Below are 16,938 nucleotides of genomic sequence, written 5' to 3'. Positions count from 1 at the left end.
GCACGCGTAGTGGCGTGGGGAGCGTTTAAGTATACCGCTTTAACTGCGGCAGCAAACTTACTGCAGGCGCTTCTGCGCCTTCTTTGCGGACTTCTTGGCCTCCTTGGAAGCCTTGGCTGCGCGCTTGCGCAGTTCCTTGCGCTGCTTGCGAGTGTCCTTCTTGAGATCCTTGCCCAGGTCCTCGGCATAGTCGCGCGCGTCCTCAGCGAGCTCGGTGGCCTTGGCAATCCAGTCGTCCTTGTTGTCCTCGACGTAGCTCTTAGCGGTGTCGAAGGCGTCGGTGAGCTGCTCGCGCCAGCCGTCCTTGTTGTCCTCGACGTATTCACGAGCGCCATCGGTGGCCTCAGAAGCGCGGTCGCGGAGCAGGCCGGCCTTTTCGCGGACGTTCTCGCCGGCGGAAGCGAAGGCTGCGCTGATTTCCTCAGTGCGCTGCTCGGTTTCAGACTTGGTCGGCAGGGCAGCCTGAACCTTCTTGTTCAGCTGCTTGCCTGCCTTCTCAGCGCGCCAAGCGACACCCGGCTTGCCGTCGGTGTCAGCAGTAGCCAGGAAGAGGCCGCCCAGCAAACCGATGTCGGTCAGGAAACCAGTGCGGCGAGCCGCCTTCTCCTTCGAATCCTGGGTTTCCCAGAATGCGTGGCGAGCGAGCATCGTCGGAACTTGTGCAGCGACCAGAGCGGTGGCGGACAGGCGTGGGGCCTTACCCAGAGCGTAGAGGGAACCCGCAGCAACCTTGGTGCCAGCGACGACCTGGACAACCAGCTTCTCGCTATTTGGCACGTACTTGTTGTACTGGTTCGGGGTTACGGAGCGGACGCGGGCAATCAGGTCGCGTGCGCCCTCTTCATGATCCTTCTGGTTCATCAGCGTGTCGACACCGTCGGCAACGAAAACCGAGGCCAGCATTGGTCGGGCAAACTTGCGAATCATCTAAATTCCATCTCCTTTGTCGTCCAGGTGAAACCGTGTTTTTGGCCATCTGGTCGCTGTAATTCACTATTAATCCTACGCAGCCCGGCCTATTTATGTCGCGGGAATGACGAGTTTTTCAGAAGCTCCGGCTGCATCCAGCGCTGCCAACCACACTCATCCAGCACTACCGACCACGCTCATCCAGCGCTACCAACCACGCTGGCGCCAGTTCTCGACCTCGGGGCTCTCGACACCAACTGTGGTGTCTTTGCCGTGGCCGGGGTGAATCACCGAGTCGGCGGGGTAGACGTGAAAGAGGCGGCTCTCGACATCGTCGATAAGCTGCGTGAAATCCTCGGGCGAGTACGTTTTGCCGACACCGCCTGGGAAGATGCTGTCACCGACGAAGAGGTGGTGTGACGGGGTGTCGTCGGAAAGCGCGCCGGCCTCCTTGGCGGACAGGTCGAGGCAGAGACCGCCCTTGGTGTGTCCGCGCAGGATGAACGTGGGCAGCGTGATGCCCTGGCCGAACGTGATGGTCTCGCCGCCGTCGAGCTGCTGGTCGGCGGGCTCGGGAATGTCGGCAGCGTCGAGGCTGGACGTGATGTGGCGGGCCGGGAATGCCTGTAGAAGTTCGCCGAGCGCCTGGACGTGATCGCCGTGGGAGTGCGTGGTGACAATCGTGCGCACCTGCGCGCCGACGTGCTCAACCAGGCGGATTAGGTGCTCGGCGTCGGTGGCGGCGTCGATAAGTAGAGAACTGTCGGGCTCGCGGGAGTCGACCAAAAGGTAGACGTTGTTGTCCATCGGTCCGACGGAGGTCTTATAAATAGTGACATTGCCGTAGTCAATGCGCTCAACGCCGCGCGTGCTCGGCGAGTTGGAGTAGGGGCTGATTGTAATGTCGTCGTTCATGCGCCCCAGGGTAATGAGGTGTCTGTCGGCGCGCTAGGAGCGCAACGTAACCACGAGTCTCTGAACACATGTGCGAAAAATTGGTTATGGGCTGTAGACTAGTCGGCAGTGAATCGTCGACGAATTGAGGTTTCCCACTGTGGCTGAACGTCTAGTGGTCAGAGGCGCCCGCGAGCATAACCTGCAGGGTGTTGACATCGATTTGCCCAGAGACAAGATGGTGGTTTTCACCGGTCTGTCGGGGTCGGGTAAATCGTCACTGGCATTTGACACAATTTTCGCCGAGGGCCAGCGCCGTTACGTGGAGTCGCTGAGCTCCTATGCGCGCATGTTCCTGGGGCAGATGGAAAAGCCCGATGTAGAGATGATTGAGGGGCTCTCGCCGGCGGTGTCGATCGACCAGAAGTCGACGAACCGCAACCCGCGCTCGACCGTCGGAACCATCACTGAAGTGTATGACTACCTGCGTCTTCTCTACGCGCGCACCGGTACTCCGCACTGTCCGACCTGTGGGGAAGTAATCTCCTCACAGACTCCACAGCAGATCGTCGATCAGGTCATGGAAATGCCGGAGGGCACCAAATTCCAGGTCCTCGCACCCGTCGTGCGCACGCGCAAGGGTGAATTCGTCGACCTATTTGAACGCCTCGCATCTGAGGGCTACGCGCGTGTCATCGTCGACGGCGAAATGCATCGCCTAACGGATCCGCCGAAGCTGAAGAAGCAGGTCAAGCATGACATTGACGTGGTTATTGACCGCCTCCAGGTGAAGGAGTCGCAGCAGCGCAGGCTCACCGATTCCGTCGAAACGGCGCTTCTGCTTGCCGACGGCGTCGTGGTCATCGACGCAGTCGGGCTAGAGGCAGATGACCCGCGTCGTACCCAGCGATTCTCGGAAAAGATGGCCTGCCCGAATGGGCACCGCATTGCTATCGATGAGCTGGAACCACGGTCGTTTTCCTTTAACTCGCCGTACGGTGCCTGCCCGGAGTGCGACGGCATTGGCACCAAGCTGGAGGTGGACACGGACCTGGTCATTCCAGATCCGTCACTGCCGACGATTGAGGCGATTGCGCCGTGGCGGCAGACGCTGAACAAGAAGTACTTTGAAAAGCTGGTTGAAGGCCTCGCCACCGAGATGAGCTTCGACCCGACCACGCCTTTCGAAGACCTCACAGCGCCGCAGCGCAAGGCCCTGCTGCATGGTTCCAGCCACAAGGTCACGGTGCGTTACCGCAATCGCTACGGCCGTACTCGCCAGTACACCGCACCTTTCGAAGGCGTGATGCCGTACCTGCACCGCAAGCTGTCACAGGCGGAGAGCGACTCTCAGAAGGAGCGTTTCCAGGGGTACATGCGTGAGGTGCCGTGCCCGGCATGTAGCGGTACTCGTTTGCGTCCGGAGATTCTTTCGGTGACGTTGGATTCGGCGGAGTTCGGGCAGAAGAATATTGCCGAGCTGACAGAGCTATCGGTTCACGATGGCTCGGCATTCCTGAATTCGCTGACTCTGGGCAAGCGCGAGGAAATGATTGCCGGGCGTGTTCTGCGTGAGGTGCAGGCTCGTCTGAAATTCCTGCTTGACGTTGGCCTGGATTATCTGTCCCTGTCTCGTTCGGCAGGCACGCTGTCCGGTGGTGAAGCGCAGCGAATTCGTCTGGCCACACAGATTGGCTCGGGGCTCGCTGGCGTGCTCTACGTCTTGGATGAGCCCTCGATTGGTCTTCACCAGCGTGATAACAACCGTCTAATCAAGACTCTGAAAAACCTGCGCGACCTGGGCAATACCCTGATTGTGGTCGAGCATGATGAGGACACGATTCGCGAGGCCGATTGGCTGGTCGACATTGGGCCAAAGGCCGGTGAATACGGTGGACAAATCGTCTACCAGGGTGAACCGTCTGGCATCGTTGACTGCGAGGAATCACTGACAGGTGCGTATCTCTCGGGTCGTCGGGTATTGGCGGTGCCGGAGAACCGTCGTGCGATTGATAAGTCGCGCATGGTGACGGTCAAGGGCGCTCGCGAAAACAACCTGAAGAAGATTGACGTGAAGTTCCCCCTCGGCGTGTTGACCTGCGTTACGGGTGTTTCCGGGTCCGGCAAGTCCACCTTGGTCAACGAAATCCTGGCCAAGGTGATGAGCAACGAGCTCAACGGTGCTCGTCAGGTGCCGGGTCGACACAGCCGCGTGGAGGGGTTGGATCAGCTGGACAAGCTGGTGCAAGTTGATCAGTCGCCGATTGGTCGCACCCCGCGTTCCAACCCAGCGACGTACACCGGTGTGTTCGACAAGATCCGCAACCTCTTCGCCGAGACGCAAGAGGCCAAGGTTCGTGGCTATAAGCCCGGTCGATTCAGCTTCAACGTCAAGGGCGGCCGCTGTGAGGCGTGTAAGGGCGACGGCACCATCAAGATTGAGATGAACTTCCTGCCGGACGTCTATGTGCCTTGCGAGGTTTGCCACGGCGCGCGCTACAACCGCGAAACGCTGGAGGTTCGTTACAAGGGCAAGACCATCGCTGAGGTTCTGGACATGCCCATCTCCGAGGCAGCGGAGTTCTTCGAGCCGATTCAGTCGATTGCGCGTTATCTCAATACGCTTGTCGACGTCGGCCTGGGCTATGTCCGTCTCGGGCAGGCGGCAACCACACTCTCGGGCGGTGAGGCTCAGCGTGTAAAGCTGGCCAGTGAGCTGCAGAAGCGCTCCAATGGCCGGACGGTCTACATCTTGGATGAGCCGACCACGGGGCTGCATTTTGAGGACATCCGCAAGCTCATGTTGGTGTTGCAGGGCCTGGTGGACAAGGGCAACACCGTCATTGTCATTGAGCACAATTTGGATGTCATCAAGTCTGCGGATTGGATCATCGACATGGGGCCGGAAGGCGGCTCCGGCGGTGGCACCGTGGTTGTAGAGGGCACGCCGGAGGATGTCGCGAACTGTTCCGGCTCCCACACCGGGCAGTACCTGAAGCCGCTGCTTAAGTAGCTTAGGTAGTCGGCTCGTTTCCGTCGGAAATTCCAGGACCGTCGGTGCGGGTGATGCCTTCCATTCTGTCAGCAGCGGGGTCGGCATCTGCTGCGCCGCTCGCACCGGCAGCGTCGGCAGCAGCGCCGGCAGCGTCAGTATCGCTGGCGGTGCCGTCACGCTCCGGTGCCGCCGGCTCCTCGGCACTCTTCTGCTTCGCCCCGGAGACCGCCATGGCCAGCAGAATCAGACCACAGCCGAGGAACGCCAAGGCGCGGATAACGCCATCGAGCGTTGCCATGTCGTAGAAGATCAGCTTGACGATAGACAGCGCCGCAATCGTCAAACCCGCTGCCAGTCGCGCCGGAATGTGGTGGAACCTCTTCGATAGCACCAGCATGCCGGCAATCGTGGCCCAGAAAATACTCAGCAACATGTGTGCAGCGTTGAAGCTCACGCCAATAGTCGTGAGCAGCACGATAAATGGCATACCCAGTGCAGCCAGGCCAATCAGTGCAAAAGCTGGCGGTAGCTGCGACCTCGCTGCCGTCACGGCCAGGCCGACGTCGGCGCACAGCAGGAACAACAGCGAAAGCATTTCTGCCCACGTTGCCGAGTAATCAGCTGCAGCACCGGCATTCAACGCTGCGGGCAGGATGTAGAGGTGTACTACCGTTGCGCCGAGCAGCCAGGTCAGTGCCGCAATCTTTGTATATGGTGCGACGGCATCCCGGGTTGGTTCAGGAGCCTGTAGTCGTGTGCCAATCGCGCCGTGCTTCGGTGCTGTGGCCAGCGCCCAGACAAAGAGCGCGGCACCGATGGAGATTGGGATGAGACCCCAAGTGTGGGTTCCAGTATCGGCTCCTGAGCTCCTTTCCGGGCCCGCCACCGCGAGCGCTAGCCAGGGCAGAATTGCCGTGGCCAAGGCCAATGGTGCGAGATAGCGGAAGATGGCACGGTTCCAAAGGAATACTGCAGCAATTGCGATGAACAGCACGAATCCGCCGTAGAACAGCAACCAGAGGCTGGAGGTGGACTGTGTGGCGTTGACCGTTGGGACTGCAGCTACAACCGGAGTCGAGAAGGCAACTACTGACGTGATGGTGACCAGATCGTCTTCCCAGGTGCTGGTTTCCGAAGGCTCGTCGTCAAGCTCGGGAGTGAGTTGGCGAGCCAACGCCAGCGGGCCGAACTGGGCAAACACGAAAAGTGCAATGGTGAGTGCGGCGATTGCGGGCATCACCAGTGCATTGTTGGTCGTGATTACGCCGATGAGAACGTTTGCGCCGAGCAGGAATGCGACTACGTACTTCCGGAAGGGGACGTTCAGGAGGCAGGCGATAGCGGCGATGACCATCAGTTGAAGGGTGATTTGCGCGAGCGAGGAGCTCAGCGGGCGGGCGTGGAAGTCGAGGCCGATCGTCGCCCACAGCATTAATCCGGTGTTGATTGTGATTGTCCACGCCGCGGTTGCACTCGACTTCGTCCACCGCGCGCCGTATAGACCGACTGCGGCGAAAGGCAGCATAATGACCAGCGTCGCGGCCACCGGAATCCAGTCGAGGAGGTAGGACATCGACATCGTTGTCAGGTGCGCAGCGGCTAGTGATGTCGCAATCAACGCCGTCACACCAGCAGGCGGTGCTTGACGACGGTGCGCTCGCACAGCCGCGACCGCGAGCACGGCGGCCAACAAGTAAGCCAGGACCACACGACCGGCTGGTCCGATCAGGCCGGATTGGATTGCGACCGCGACGAAAAATGCGATACCGGCAGCGGTGATGAGACCACCGAAGATGGCGATGATTCTGATGATTGCCTTCTCGTTGCGCCACCAGGGCTCGCGAGGTTCGCGCGGTGCCTCTGGCAGCTTCGGTGGCGGGGTGGAGTCTGTGGGAGAAGACTGTGGCGACTTCGAATCCCGCCGCCATTGGTGGGCAGAGGGGAAGCCGAACATCGGCTGCGCAGTTGCGTCGCTCTGTGGCAGGGGTGCTGGTTGGTTCCGCCAGTCAGCTTGCGTTGGCGGTGGTGGCACCTGCATCTGCTGAGACTGCTGGGGATACTGCGGTGTGGTCAGTGCCTGCTCAGCCTGCGGTTCCCAACGGGGAGGAGGCGCCTGCTCTAGTGGCGGACTGTGTGCTGGCGGCGGTTGCGGATTGTGTTGAGGTGTCCCTTGAGGTGCAGCATGGGGCGGCGCTTGAGGTGCTGGCGCAGATTCCGCTCCCGTAGTGTGAGGCGCGTGCGGTACGGCCGGGGCCTGCTCGCTTGCCTGCGAGAGGCGTACCTGCCAAGTATGAGTCAGCTGAGCCAGACGAAGCGAGCTAGCTTCGAGATCTGCCAGAGCATGGGAAAGCTCTGAGACGGAGTCGCCGGTCAGGACAAAATCGCCGGTCGGAGGCTTGTCGTATCGGGCGGAATGCTGATTAGGATCGGTGTTCTCGGCTTTAGGGCCAAAGCCGTTGGAGCCAGTATTCATGGTGACGACTTTAATCGTGTTTGGCCTAAAAACTATGGAGAGAATCTACCAATCTGATTACAATTCGGATTGCACTTTTAAGTGCTCGGTAGGGTGCCGGGGAGCTGGTAGTGAATAACCTGGCGCAAAAGCCGGTTTTGGTATGCGAGAACAGCTGTGTTAACATCTCGTCTACGACCGCCAGAATGCGATGCTTGCTGCCTTCGGGGAGCATTTAGTTGCATTCGGCAGCGAAGAGGATTTAAGTCCCACCCTAGGTGCGCCAAAGAACTACGGTAGCGCCGGGGTCCACCCTAATCGGTGATGTCACATCGCACGATTGGAAGGCGTCCTTATACAGTGTGTAGTAATCCGCTGTAGACGCGTGGCTTTTCTTCCTTTCCCGCTTGCTATCGCGGTTTGAAACGAAGATTGTTCAGGTTCAACCTAGGAGGCCACATCAGCGCTGAAGCTCGTATTAACGAGGATATTCGAGTACCGGAAGTCCGCCTTGTAGGACCGAATGGTGAGCAGGTGGGCGTTGTCCGCACCGGTGACGCACTCAAGCTCGCTTACGAAGCAGACCTTGATCTGGTTGAGGTTGCTCCGCGAGCAAAGCCGCCGGTCGCCAAGATTATGGACTACGGCAAGTTCAAGTACGAACAAGCCCAGAAGGCACGCGAGGCTCGAAAGAACCAGCAGCAGACTGTGGTCAAGGAGCAGAAGTTCCGTCCGAAGATTGATGACCACGACTACGAAACCAAGAAGAACAACGTTGTTCGTTTCTTGGAGAAGGGTTCGAAGGTCAAGGTCACGATTATGTTCCGTGGCCGTGAACAGTCTCGTCCAGAACTGGGATTCCGCCTGTTGGAGCGTCTGGCCGCCGATGTCGAAGAGTACGGCACCGTCGAGTCTCGCCCGAAGCAGGACGGTCGCAACATGACTATGGTCCTGGGGCCGGTTCGGAATAAGGGTAAGAAGTAACCGACCTGACCAGAAATGGTTGTAAACGAGATTTTTGCGCCACGAGCGTCAAAGATCGGTAGGGGAGAGTTTTAACATGAAGCAGAAGACCCACAAGGGCACCGCAAAGCGCATCAAGGTTACCGGTTCCGGCAAACTGCGCCGCGAGCAGGCTAACCGCCGCCACCTCCTGGAGGGCAAGCCGTCCACTCGTACCCGTCGCCTGAAGGGCACCACGGACGTTGCTAAGTCGGACGTCAAGCGCGTCAAGCGTCTGCTGGGCAAGGCTTAATTTTTCAAGTCTCGTCCCAGGGCAATCGCCCTCTTAATTTCACTAGTTCTTAAAGACAACGAAAAGGAAGTATCACCGTGGCACGTGTGAAGCGGTCTGTTAACGCTAAGAAGAAGCGTCGCGAAGTTCTCGATTCCGCAAAGGGCTACCGTGGTCAGCGCTCTCGCCTGTACCGCAAGGCCAAGGAGCAGATGCTCCACTCCAAGACTTACGAGTTCCGCGATCGCCGCCACCGTAAGGGTCAGTTCCGTCGTCTGTGGATTCAGCGCATCAACGCTGCTGCCCGCGCTAACGACATCACCTACAACCGCTTCGTCCAGGGCCTGAACCTGGCTGGCGTTGAGGTTGACCGTAAGAACCTGGCTGAGCTGGCTGTCAACGACCCGCAGGCATTCGCTGCTCTGGTCAAGGTCGCTAAGGACGCTCTGCCGGAGGACGTCAACGCTCCTGCTGCTAAGTAAAGCAGCTACGAGGTCACTCGTACGTAGCGTCGGCAAGCGCCTGCGACTGGCAGTGCGGTCTTGCCAACATCTTTGAAAAACCACCGTCGATTGGGTTAACGAATAACCTCGGCGGTGGTTTTTCGTATCCGCACTGGCAGTTATGAATCCCGAGCCGCATCACTAGGATTAATCACTATGAACTCTGCGCTGTACTTCAACGACGAGCCGTTTACTCCTCGCACTCCACGCGTCTCGGCGGCTATTCAGCTCCACCGTGCGGCCAAGCGGAAGAAGGCCGGGCGCTTCCTCGTCGAGGGCTTCAATTCCGTCGATGCAGCTATCCGCGCAGAGGCTGTCGTGGAAGTTTTCGTCACGGCAGCCGCCGCCGAGCAGTTCCGTGAGCTGCTCACGGGGTATCTCGAATCTGGGACGCAGCGTAAGTCTGTTTCGCTTATCGACGACTCCGCCGCCCGCTCTTTGAGTGAAACTGTCACCACCACCGGACTCTTCGCCGTCTGTGACACTAATGCGGTGTCCACTTCGTTGGAAGAGGCTATTGAGGTTGGAAAGCGGTCCGGCTGTCTGGTGATTCCGGTGGAGTGCAATGACCCGGGTAATGTCGGCACGATTGTGCGTATGACTGACGCCCTCGGCGCTGGCGCGGTTATCCTTGCTGGCGATTCGGTCGATCCTTTGAACTCTAAGGCTGTGCGTTCCTCGGCAGGTTCTGTTTTTCATACCCCTGTCGCACGCGAGCGCGATATTGATGTCGTTATGGAGAAAGTCAGGGAAGCGGGCTTTACCACCCTCGCCACGGCGATGGATGGCGCTCTCACTCTCGGCGTTGATGCGCTTCCCGACGGTCCCGTCGCCTGGCTTTTCGGCAACGAAGCACATGGCCTGTCGGAGGAGATTACGGCCTCGGCGGGGGCAAGTGTGTCCATCCCTATTAAGGGCGAGGCGGAGTCGTTGAACCTCGCCACCGCAGCGGCCATGTGCCTGTGGGAGACGGTCCGGGGTAAGTAGGAAACCTCGATGGTGAGGTGCGTGCACGTGTGCAGTTATCCTCGACTATGATTGTTCCATCACAAGAACTGATAGTCCTATATAGAAGTGGTTGACACGTGAGCGATTCGCCAAATCCTATCGATCTTTCCGAGGACGCCCTCCAGGCGGCTGCGCAGAAGGCCACGGATGCCTTTGATGCTGCCGGCAATCTGGATGAGCTTTCTGCCGCCCGCCGTGAGCACTTGGGGGATGAAGGGTACATTCCACAGGCTCGCCGCGCGCTGGGCTCCATTCCGAAGGCTGAGCGCAAGGATGCTGGTCGTCGCGTAAATGTTGTTCGCGGAGCCGTCGAAAAGCACTATGCTGAGCGACTTGCGGTGCTGGAGGAAGAGGAAAACGCGCGTCGTCTGGTTGCGGAGCGTATCGACGTGTCGGTGGACACCACGCGGGGTCAGCGTGGCGGTATGCACCCAATTACCATTCTGTCCGAGCAGATCGGTGACATCTTTGTGGGCATGGGCTGGGAAGTTGCCGAGGGGCCAGAGGTCGAAGCCGAGTACTTCAACTTTGACGCGCTGAATTTCCTGCCGGATCACCCGGCTCGTACTCTGCAGGATACTTTCCACATTGCGCCGGAAGGATCCAAGCAAGTGCTACGTACGCACACCTCGCCGGTCCAGGTTCGCACTCTGCAGTCACGTGACCTGCCGATTTACGTTATCTGCCCGGGCCGTACCTTCCGCACCGATGAGCTCGACGCCACCCACACCCCGGTCTTCCACCAGGTGGAGGGACTCGCTGTGGACAAGGGGCTGACCATGGGGCACCTGCGCGGCACGCTGGACCACATGGCCAAGGCGCTGTTCGGTCCGGAGACCAAGACCCGCATGCGCACCAACTACTTCCCGTTCACTGAGCCGTCCGCTGAGGTTGACGTCTGGTTCCCGAATAAGAAGGGCGGCGCAGGCTGGATCGAGTGGGGTGGCTGCGGCATGGTCAACCCGAACGTGCTGCGGGCCTCTGGCATTGACCCGGAGGTGTACTCGGGCTTCGCGTTCGGCATGGGTCTGGAGCGCACCCTGCAGTTCCGCAATGGCCTGACCGACATGCGCGACATGGTCGAAGGCGACGTCCGCTTCACGCAGCCGTTCGGTATCCGCGGCTAATTCACTGACCTACAGATTAGGAGTTTTACTTACATGTTCATTCCACAGTCGTGGGTCACTGAAATCGTTCGCGGCCCAGAGAACACCATCAACCTAGACTGGTCCGTCACTCCGGACGAGCTGGATGAGGGCTTCGTCCGCGTTGGTTTTGAAACCGAGGGGCACGAGCCGCTGGAGAAGGTCGAGGGGCCGCTGGTTTTCGGTCGCGTCGACCACATTGAGGAGCTCGAGGGCTTTAAGAAGCCAATTCGCTTCTGTCAGGTCAATGTCGGTGATGCCAATGGCACCGGCGAGCTGCAGGAGATCATCTGTGGTGCCCGCAACTTCGAAGAGGGCTCCATTGTTATCGTCGCACTGCCGGGCTGCGTGCTGCCGGGTGGGTTCGAGATTTCCGCACGGAAGACTTACGGCAAGGTTTCCAACGGGATGCTGTGCTCCGAAGCTGAGCTGGGCATGACCGATTCCTCCGCCGGTATTCTCACGCTGCCGTCGGCCCCAGCTGAGCTGGGTTCGTGCGCCAAGGAGTTCATCGGTCTCGATGACGAGAAGTTCGAGGTCAACATCACTCCGGACCGCGGTTACGCGCTATCGGCCCGCGGTTTGGGCCGCGAGATCTGCTCCGCCTTCAACCTCGACTTCGCCGATCCGGCCAAAGTCAAGGAGCTGCCGGTCGAAGGTGAGGTCCTGAACGTCACCATCGACGAGGACACCGACACCCGCCGCTTTGGTTTGCGCCGTGTCACCGGCATCGACCCGAACGCCGAGACCCCGTGGTGGATGCGCCGCCGCCTGCTGCTGGCTGGTCAGCGTCCGGTCAACGTGGCCACGGACGTCACCAACTACGTGATGCTGCTGCTCGGTCAACCGATGCACGCTTTCGATGGTTCCAAGATCGCTGGTGGCCTGCACATCCGCAACGCTAAGGCCGGCGAGACTCTGACCACTCTCGACCACGTGGACCGCAAGCTCGACCCGGCGGACGTTGTCATCTGCGATGACAATGGTATTCAGTCGCTGGCCGGCATCATGGGTGGTCTTACCTCCGAGATCGCCGACGACACCACCGATGTGGTCTTCGAGGCCGCCAACTGGTCGCCGCTGCATGTCTTCCGCAGTGGTCGCCGCCACAAGCTGAGCTCCGAGGCTTCACGACGTTTCGAGCGCGGCGTGGACACCGCTCTGGTCGAGCCGGCTCTGGATCTGGCCTGCCAGCTGCTCGCTGACATCGCCGGCGGCACTATCGACACTGGTCGCACCCTGCTCGGTGAGGTTGCCACCATGCCGACTATTGACTTTGCCGTCAACCGCGCCAGCGAAGTTGCGGGCGTTGATTACCCGCGTGAGACCGTCATTGGACGCCTGCGCGAGGTCGGTTGCGAGGTCGTCGACAACGGTGACCGCCTGGCTGTCACTCCGCCGACCTGGCGCTCCGACCTGACCATGTCCGCTGACCTGGTTGAGGAAATCCTGCGTCTGGAAGGTCTGGAAGACATTCCGGTTATCCTCCCAATCGCCCCGGCCGGTCGCGGTCTGACTGAGCGTCAGCTGCGCCGCCGCTTCGTCGGTCACGCGCTGGCCCACAATGGCTACCTGGAGATTCTGCCGACACCGTTCATTGCCAACGATGTCTTCGACGTCTGGGGCCTGGACGCTGATGACCCGCGTCGTAACACCGTCAAGGTCATCAACCCGTTGGAGTCCGACCATGCTCAGCTGGGCACGACTCTGCTGCCGTCCATGCTTGAATCGCTGAAGCGCAATGTTGCTCGCGGCCAGGTCGACCTGTCGCTCTACGGTGTGGAGCAGGTATCCATCGAGCGCGGTAACGGTGTCTCGCCGATGCCGTCTACCGCGGGTCTGCCGAGCGAGGCCGAGCGCGCCGAGCTGCTGGAGTCGCTGCCGGAGCAGCCGCTGCACGTCGCCACTGTCGCCTGCGGTCGTATCCGCCTGGATAGCCCGTGGGGTGACGAGGCCGCGTACACCGTCGCGGACGCCATCGAAGCCGCGCGCATTGTTGCCCGCGCTGCCAACGTCGAGCTGGAGATCCGCAACGCTGAGGTGCTGCCGTGGCACCCGGGCCGCTGCGCTGAGCTGCTTGTCGACGGCGAGGTCGTCGGCCACGCCGGTGAGCTGCACCCGAAGGTATGCAAGGACGCTGGTCTGCCGGAGCGTACCTGCGCTATGGAGATTAATCTCGATGCACTGCCAGTGACTGAGCACCTGCCGGCGCCGGTACTCAGCCCGTTCCCGGCTGTCCACCAGGACGTCGCGCTTGTTGTCAGCGATGAGGTCTCCGCCGCAGAGGTGGAGAAGACTCTGGTGGAGGGTGCTGGTGAGCTCCTCGAATCCATTCGTATCTTCGATGTTTACCGTTCCGAGCAGATGGGCGAAGGCGTTCGCTCACTGGCGTACTCCCTGCGTTTCCGCGCGCCGGACCGTACGCTGAAGGAAGAGGAAGCTTCCGCAGCTCGCGAGGCGGCCATTGAGCTGGCCACTACCCGTCACGGCGCTCAGCTGCGTGGCTAAAAGGGGAGACCACAGGGAGAGATACCCATGATTGGCATCTTGCGGCACTGCGGCAACAGGCTGAATAGCGCAGAGGCACGAGAGCAGCGCGTTGGAGTGCGCGCGGTGAGCAGCGCGAAGCCTGCGGCGACTGTGGCTGCAGCTGCTGTCACGGCAGGTCTGTTGCTCACCGGCGCGCCGAGTGCGGCTGCGCTGGTTGGCGGGGAGGCTGCTGCGCCTAGTGTGGCGGCGGACTCCGTGGTGTCAATCATGGTCCAGACCAGTCCCCATACCGGAAACTTTTGCACGGGAACTGCAATCGCCCCGCAGTGGGTAATGACCGCCGCCCACTGCGTGCGTGATGTCCCGCAGCAGGCTGGGGAAGTAGAGGTCGGTTTCGGTCAGGATTCCCACCGTGTTCCTATCGATAGCTGGGAAATTGCGCCCACCGGTGACGTAGCGCTTGTTCACCTTGCGGGCGACGCAGCTCTTCCGGGGTATCCCGCAATGGAACGTCGTCAAGCGTTTTCGGAGCAAGAAACGGCAGGCACGGTCTATGGGCGATCGCTGCTCGGCGATGTTGCGGATGGCTCGCTGCCGTCGGCGACCGTCACCGCTTCGATGTGTCCGGTGAAGTATCAACAATGCGTGCGGGAAGACTCCGTGTTGGCGCGCATGGAGCGCCCCGCGGCGTTGCAGGTAGGCGATTCGGGCGGACCGCTTTTTATCGACGGCCAGCTAGCGGCGGTGTTCTCGGGCGCGGTGGCTTTTGATGGCAGCGTGGCACCGGAGGAATCGGGTTACTATCTCTACACCACGACGTCATCGGTGGCGCAGTGGGCAGATGGCGTGATGAGCCAGGAGCCAAGCGTCGTAGTTGAATAGTCCGGCGTTGAGTAATCCGGCGCGCTGATTGAATGGCCGGCTCGGCGAACCAGATGTATGTACCGACGACGGCGTTATATTCATAATTCACTCACGTCACATCGATAGAATTCCAGCACTTTGGCAACGAATTCTATGAATATCTTGCAACGCAGTGAATAAAAGTGTTGAATGTTTGGCATGAGTATTTCCGTTGCCATTGCTGGTGCGACCGGTTACGCAGGAGGAGAGATCCTCCGCCTCCTGTTGTCGCACCCGGCGTATCTTTCCGGCGAACTGACCATCGGCGCACTAACGGGAGCATCCAACGCGGGTGCCCGTGTGGGCGACATTATGCCTCATGTGGCACCTTTGGCTGATCGTCGTATTGAGCCGACTAATGGTGACACACTTGCCGGGCATGACGTGGTGTTCCTCGGCCTGCCCCACGGTCATTCGGCTGCGATTGCAGAGCAGTTGGGCGATGACACGGTGATTATTGACTGCGGCGCGGATTTCCGCCTGCAGGATGCCGATGAGTGGGAGCACTACTACGGCTCGGAGCACGCCGGTACCTGGACTTACGGTATTCCGGAGCTGCCGGGCAACAGGGAAGTAGTGGCTGCTTCCAAGCGTATTGCTGTGCCGGGTTGTTTCCCCACTGGCGGTACCATTACGGCACTGCCGGCAGTTGCAAAGGGTCTGGTCAAGCCGGATCTGTCCGTTGTTTCCGTCACCGGTACCTCCGGTGCGGGCAAGAAGGCAGCTGTGCCCCTGCTCGGGTCCGAGGTTATGGGCAATCTCCGCGCCTACAACACTGCGGGCAAGCACCGCCACACCGCAGAGTTCCTACAAAACCTCAAGCCGTACGCAGAGGCTCTCACCGTCAGCTTCACGCCGGTGCTCGCTCCGACGTCGCGCGGCATTCTCACCACCATCACCGCTCCGCTTGTCGACGGGGTGACGGAGGCAACCGCACGGGAGGCCTACCTCGAGTTCTACAAGGGTGAGCCGTTTGTGCAGGTGTTGGCCGAAGGGCTGCAGCCGCAGACGCAGTCGGTAATTGGCTCTAACTTGGTTCAGATTCAGGTTGAGGTAGATGAACGCGCCAAGCGTCTGGTGCTGACCTCGGCGATTGACAATCTGACAAAGGGCACCGGTGGTGCCGCAGTTCAGTGCATGAATTTGGTTACTGGACAGAATGAAACTGCAGGACTTCCATTGGTAGGAGTTGCCCCATGATGAAGGAAGAAAAAGAAGGTCTCGTCAACGTCGCTGGTGACGAAGGCGGCGTATGTGCACCTCAGGGGTTCGTGGCCAGTGGTGTCATTGCAGGCATCAAGGTCAGCGGAAACCCGGACATGGCGCTCATCGTAAACCAGGGGCCGGAGAAGACTGCTGCGGCTGTCTTTACTACCAACCGTGTCCAGGCTGCGCCGGTGACGGTATCCAAGAAGCACATCGCTGACGGCAAGCTGTCCGCTGTGGTGCTGAACTCGGGCAATGCCAACGCCTGCAATGGTCAGCCGGGTATTTCCGACGCCCTCGAAGTCTGTCAGAAGGTCGCAGATGAGCTCGGCGTCGATGTTACCGAGATTGGTACCTGCTCCACCGGCTTGATTGGTGACCGGCTGCCGATGGACATTGTTCTGGCAGGTGTGCCGAAGCTTTGTGAGAATCTGGGCAGCGATGCCGCCGCAGGTACGGCTGCAGCAGAAGCCATCTTGACCACTGACTTGGTGGCAAAGCAGGCCGTTGCGCATGGTGACGGATTCACTGTCGGCGCTATGGGCAAGGGTGTTGGCATGATTAGCCCGTCGATGGCCACGATGCTCGGTGTGATTACGACGGATGCGTCGGTAAGCGCAGAAATGGCGCACGAGGCTATTGCCAAGGCGAGCGAGGTTACGTTTAACCGCCTAGATATTGATGGCTCCACATCCACCAATGACACCGTCATCATTTTGGCCAACGGTGCCTCTGGTGTGAAGCCCTCGCAGGAGGAGCTCGACCAGGCAGTGCTCAGTGTGTGTGATTCCATCGCGCGCCAGATGCAGTCGGACGCCGAAGGCGTGACCAAGCGTGTGTCCGTGACCGTGCGTGGCACCGGTGGTGCTGAAGATGCTCTGGTAGCTGCTCGAATCATCGGCCGCGACAACCTCTTCAAGTGTGCGATGTTCGGTTCGGACCCGAACTGGGGTCGTGTGCTGGCGGCTGTCGGCACTGCACCGGTGGATATGGATCCGGAGCACATCACTGTTTCCTTCAACGGTCATGTAGTCTGTCGCGATACCGGTGGCACGCCTGATGCTCGTGAAGTGGATCTCTCCGGCAAGGACATTGCCGTGGAGGTTGACCTCGGTACTGGTAATCCGGAAGAGGCCACGATTCGTACGACTGACCTTTCCCACGACTACGTTCACATCAACTCGGCATATTCGTCGTAA

At 60.0% G+C, this 16,938-nt stretch carries 13 protein-coding genes; 10 read left to right on the top strand and 3 right to left on the bottom strand.

All coding sequences use genetic code 11. From position 1 onward, the window contains the following. Positions 1-57: 57 nt before the first annotated feature. Positions 58-927 (bottom strand): DoxX family protein, encoded by an 870-nt coding sequence (locus QP977_RS10530; RefSeq protein ID WP_016422909.1) that lies wholly within the window; start codon positions 925-927, stop codon positions 58-60. Positions 928-1,116: 189 nt separating this feature from the next. After that, positions 1,117-1,824: an MBL fold metallo-hydrolase gene (locus tag QP977_RS10525; protein WP_083295677.1), complete on the bottom strand. Its 708-nt coding sequence runs from the start codon at positions 1,822-1,824 to the stop codon at positions 1,117-1,119. A 139-nt stretch (positions 1,825-1,963) separates the two neighbouring features. Here QP977_RS10525 and uvrA point away from each other — a divergent pair, with 139 nt between their 5' ends. Further along, a complete protein-coding gene (gene uvrA, locus QP977_RS10520; RefSeq protein ID WP_070437626.1) occupies positions 1,964-4,816 on the top strand; it encodes an excinuclease ABC subunit UvrA in 2,853 nt (950 codons plus the stop codon). Position 4,817: 1 nt separating this feature from the next. Here uvrA and QP977_RS10515 read toward each other — a convergent pair whose 3' ends face one another. Continuing rightward, positions 4,818-7,271 carry a DUF2339 domain-containing protein gene (locus tag QP977_RS10515; protein ID WP_284847291.1) on the bottom strand — a complete coding sequence of 818 codons (2,454 nt, stop codon included), beginning with the start codon at positions 7,269-7,271 and terminating at the stop codon, positions 4,818-4,820. A gap of 411 nt (positions 7,272-7,682) precedes the next feature. On the opposite strand from QP977_RS10515, the gene infC reads away from it, so the two are divergent. From infC to argJ, 9 genes are all read left to right on the top strand, one after another. Beyond that, a complete protein-coding gene (infC, locus tag QP977_RS10510) occupies positions 7,683-8,234 on the top strand; it encodes a translation initiation factor IF-3 (RefSeq protein WP_005511730.1) in 552 nt (183 codons plus the stop codon). Between the two features lie 76 nt (positions 8,235-8,310). Then, complete coding sequence (gene rpmI, locus QP977_RS10505; RefSeq protein ID WP_005511726.1) at positions 8,311-8,505, top strand: 50S ribosomal protein L35; 195 nt, start codon at positions 8,311-8,313, stop codon at positions 8,503-8,505. A gap of 77 nt (positions 8,506-8,582) precedes the next feature. Continuing rightward, positions 8,583-8,966 (top strand): 50S ribosomal protein L20, encoded by a 384-nt coding sequence (gene rplT, locus QP977_RS10500; RefSeq protein WP_005511721.1) that lies wholly within the window; start codon positions 8,583-8,585, stop codon positions 8,964-8,966. A gap of 177 nt (positions 8,967-9,143) precedes the next feature. After that, positions 9,144-9,974, top strand: coding sequence for a TrmH family RNA methyltransferase (locus tag QP977_RS10495; protein WP_070866614.1), 831 nt, complete (start codon positions 9,144-9,146; stop codon positions 9,972-9,974). Positions 9,975-10,072: 98 nt separating this feature from the next. Continuing rightward, positions 10,073-11,122, top strand: a complete 1,050-nt coding sequence (gene pheS, locus QP977_RS10490) for a phenylalanine--tRNA ligase subunit alpha (protein ID WP_070429629.1) — start codon at positions 10,073-10,075, stop codon at positions 11,120-11,122. Positions 11,123-11,155: 33 nt separating this feature from the next. Beyond that, positions 11,156-13,648, top strand: coding sequence for a phenylalanine--tRNA ligase subunit beta (gene pheT, locus QP977_RS10485; protein ID WP_069359785.1), 2,493 nt, complete (start codon positions 11,156-11,158; stop codon positions 13,646-13,648). A 27-nt stretch (positions 13,649-13,675) separates the two neighbouring features. Next, positions 13,676-14,512 carry a trypsin-like serine protease gene (locus QP977_RS10480; protein ID WP_284847290.1) on the top strand — a complete coding sequence of 279 codons (837 nt, stop codon included), beginning with the start codon at positions 13,676-13,678 and terminating at the stop codon, positions 14,510-14,512. 180 nt (positions 14,513-14,692) lie between these two features. After that, positions 14,693-15,733: an N-acetyl-gamma-glutamyl-phosphate reductase gene (gene argC / locus QP977_RS10475; protein ID WP_172620236.1), complete on the top strand. Its 1,041-nt coding sequence runs from the start codon at positions 14,693-14,695 to the stop codon at positions 15,731-15,733. Continuing rightward, positions 15,730-16,938 (top strand): bifunctional glutamate N-acetyltransferase/amino-acid acetyltransferase ArgJ, encoded by a 1,209-nt coding sequence (gene argJ / locus QP977_RS10470; protein WP_016422898.1) that lies wholly within the window; start codon positions 15,730-15,732, stop codon positions 16,936-16,938. Before argC ends, argJ begins: the two co-directional genes overlap by 4 nt.

The organism is Corynebacterium sp. MSK012, assembly GCF_030232435.1.
GTDB classification, from domain to species: Bacteria; Actinomycetota; Actinomycetes; order Mycobacteriales; family Mycobacteriaceae; genus Corynebacterium; species Corynebacterium jeikeium_D.
The sequence above is the reverse complement of the archived record's forward strand: the minus strand, read 5'-3'. Positions and strand labels throughout refer to the sequence as shown.

Excerpts from the sequence above, each read along its gene's own strand:
- QP977_RS10530 (WP_016422909.1), bottom strand. The coding sequence starts at position 927 with ATGATTCGCAAGTTTGCCCGACCAATGCTGGCCTCGGTTTTCGTTGCC.
- QP977_RS10525 (WP_083295677.1), bottom strand. The coding sequence starts at position 1,824 with ATGAACGACGACATTACAATCAGCCCCTACTCCAACTCGCCGAGCACG.
- QP977_RS10515 (WP_284847291.1), bottom strand. The coding sequence starts at position 7,271 with ATGAATACTGGCTCCAACGGCTTTGGCCCTAAAGCCGAGAACACCGAT.
- rpmI (WP_005511726.1), top strand. The coding sequence starts at position 8,311 with ATGAAGCAGAAGACCCACAAGGGCACCGCAAAGCGCATCAAGGTTACC.
- QP977_RS10495 (WP_070866614.1), top strand. The coding sequence starts at position 9,144 with ATGAACTCTGCGCTGTACTTCAACGACGAGCCGTTTACTCCTCGCACT.
- pheT (WP_069359785.1), top strand. The coding sequence starts at position 11,156 with ATGTTCATTCCACAGTCGTGGGTCACTGAAATCGTTCGCGGCCCAGAG.
- QP977_RS10480 (WP_284847290.1), top strand. The coding sequence starts at position 13,676 with ATGATTGGCATCTTGCGGCACTGCGGCAACAGGCTGAATAGCGCAGAG.
- argC (WP_172620236.1), top strand. The coding sequence starts at position 14,693 with ATGAGTATTTCCGTTGCCATTGCTGGTGCGACCGGTTACGCAGGAGGA.
- argJ (WP_016422898.1), top strand. The coding sequence starts at position 15,730 with ATGATGAAGGAAGAAAAAGAAGGTCTCGTCAACGTCGCTGGTGACGAA.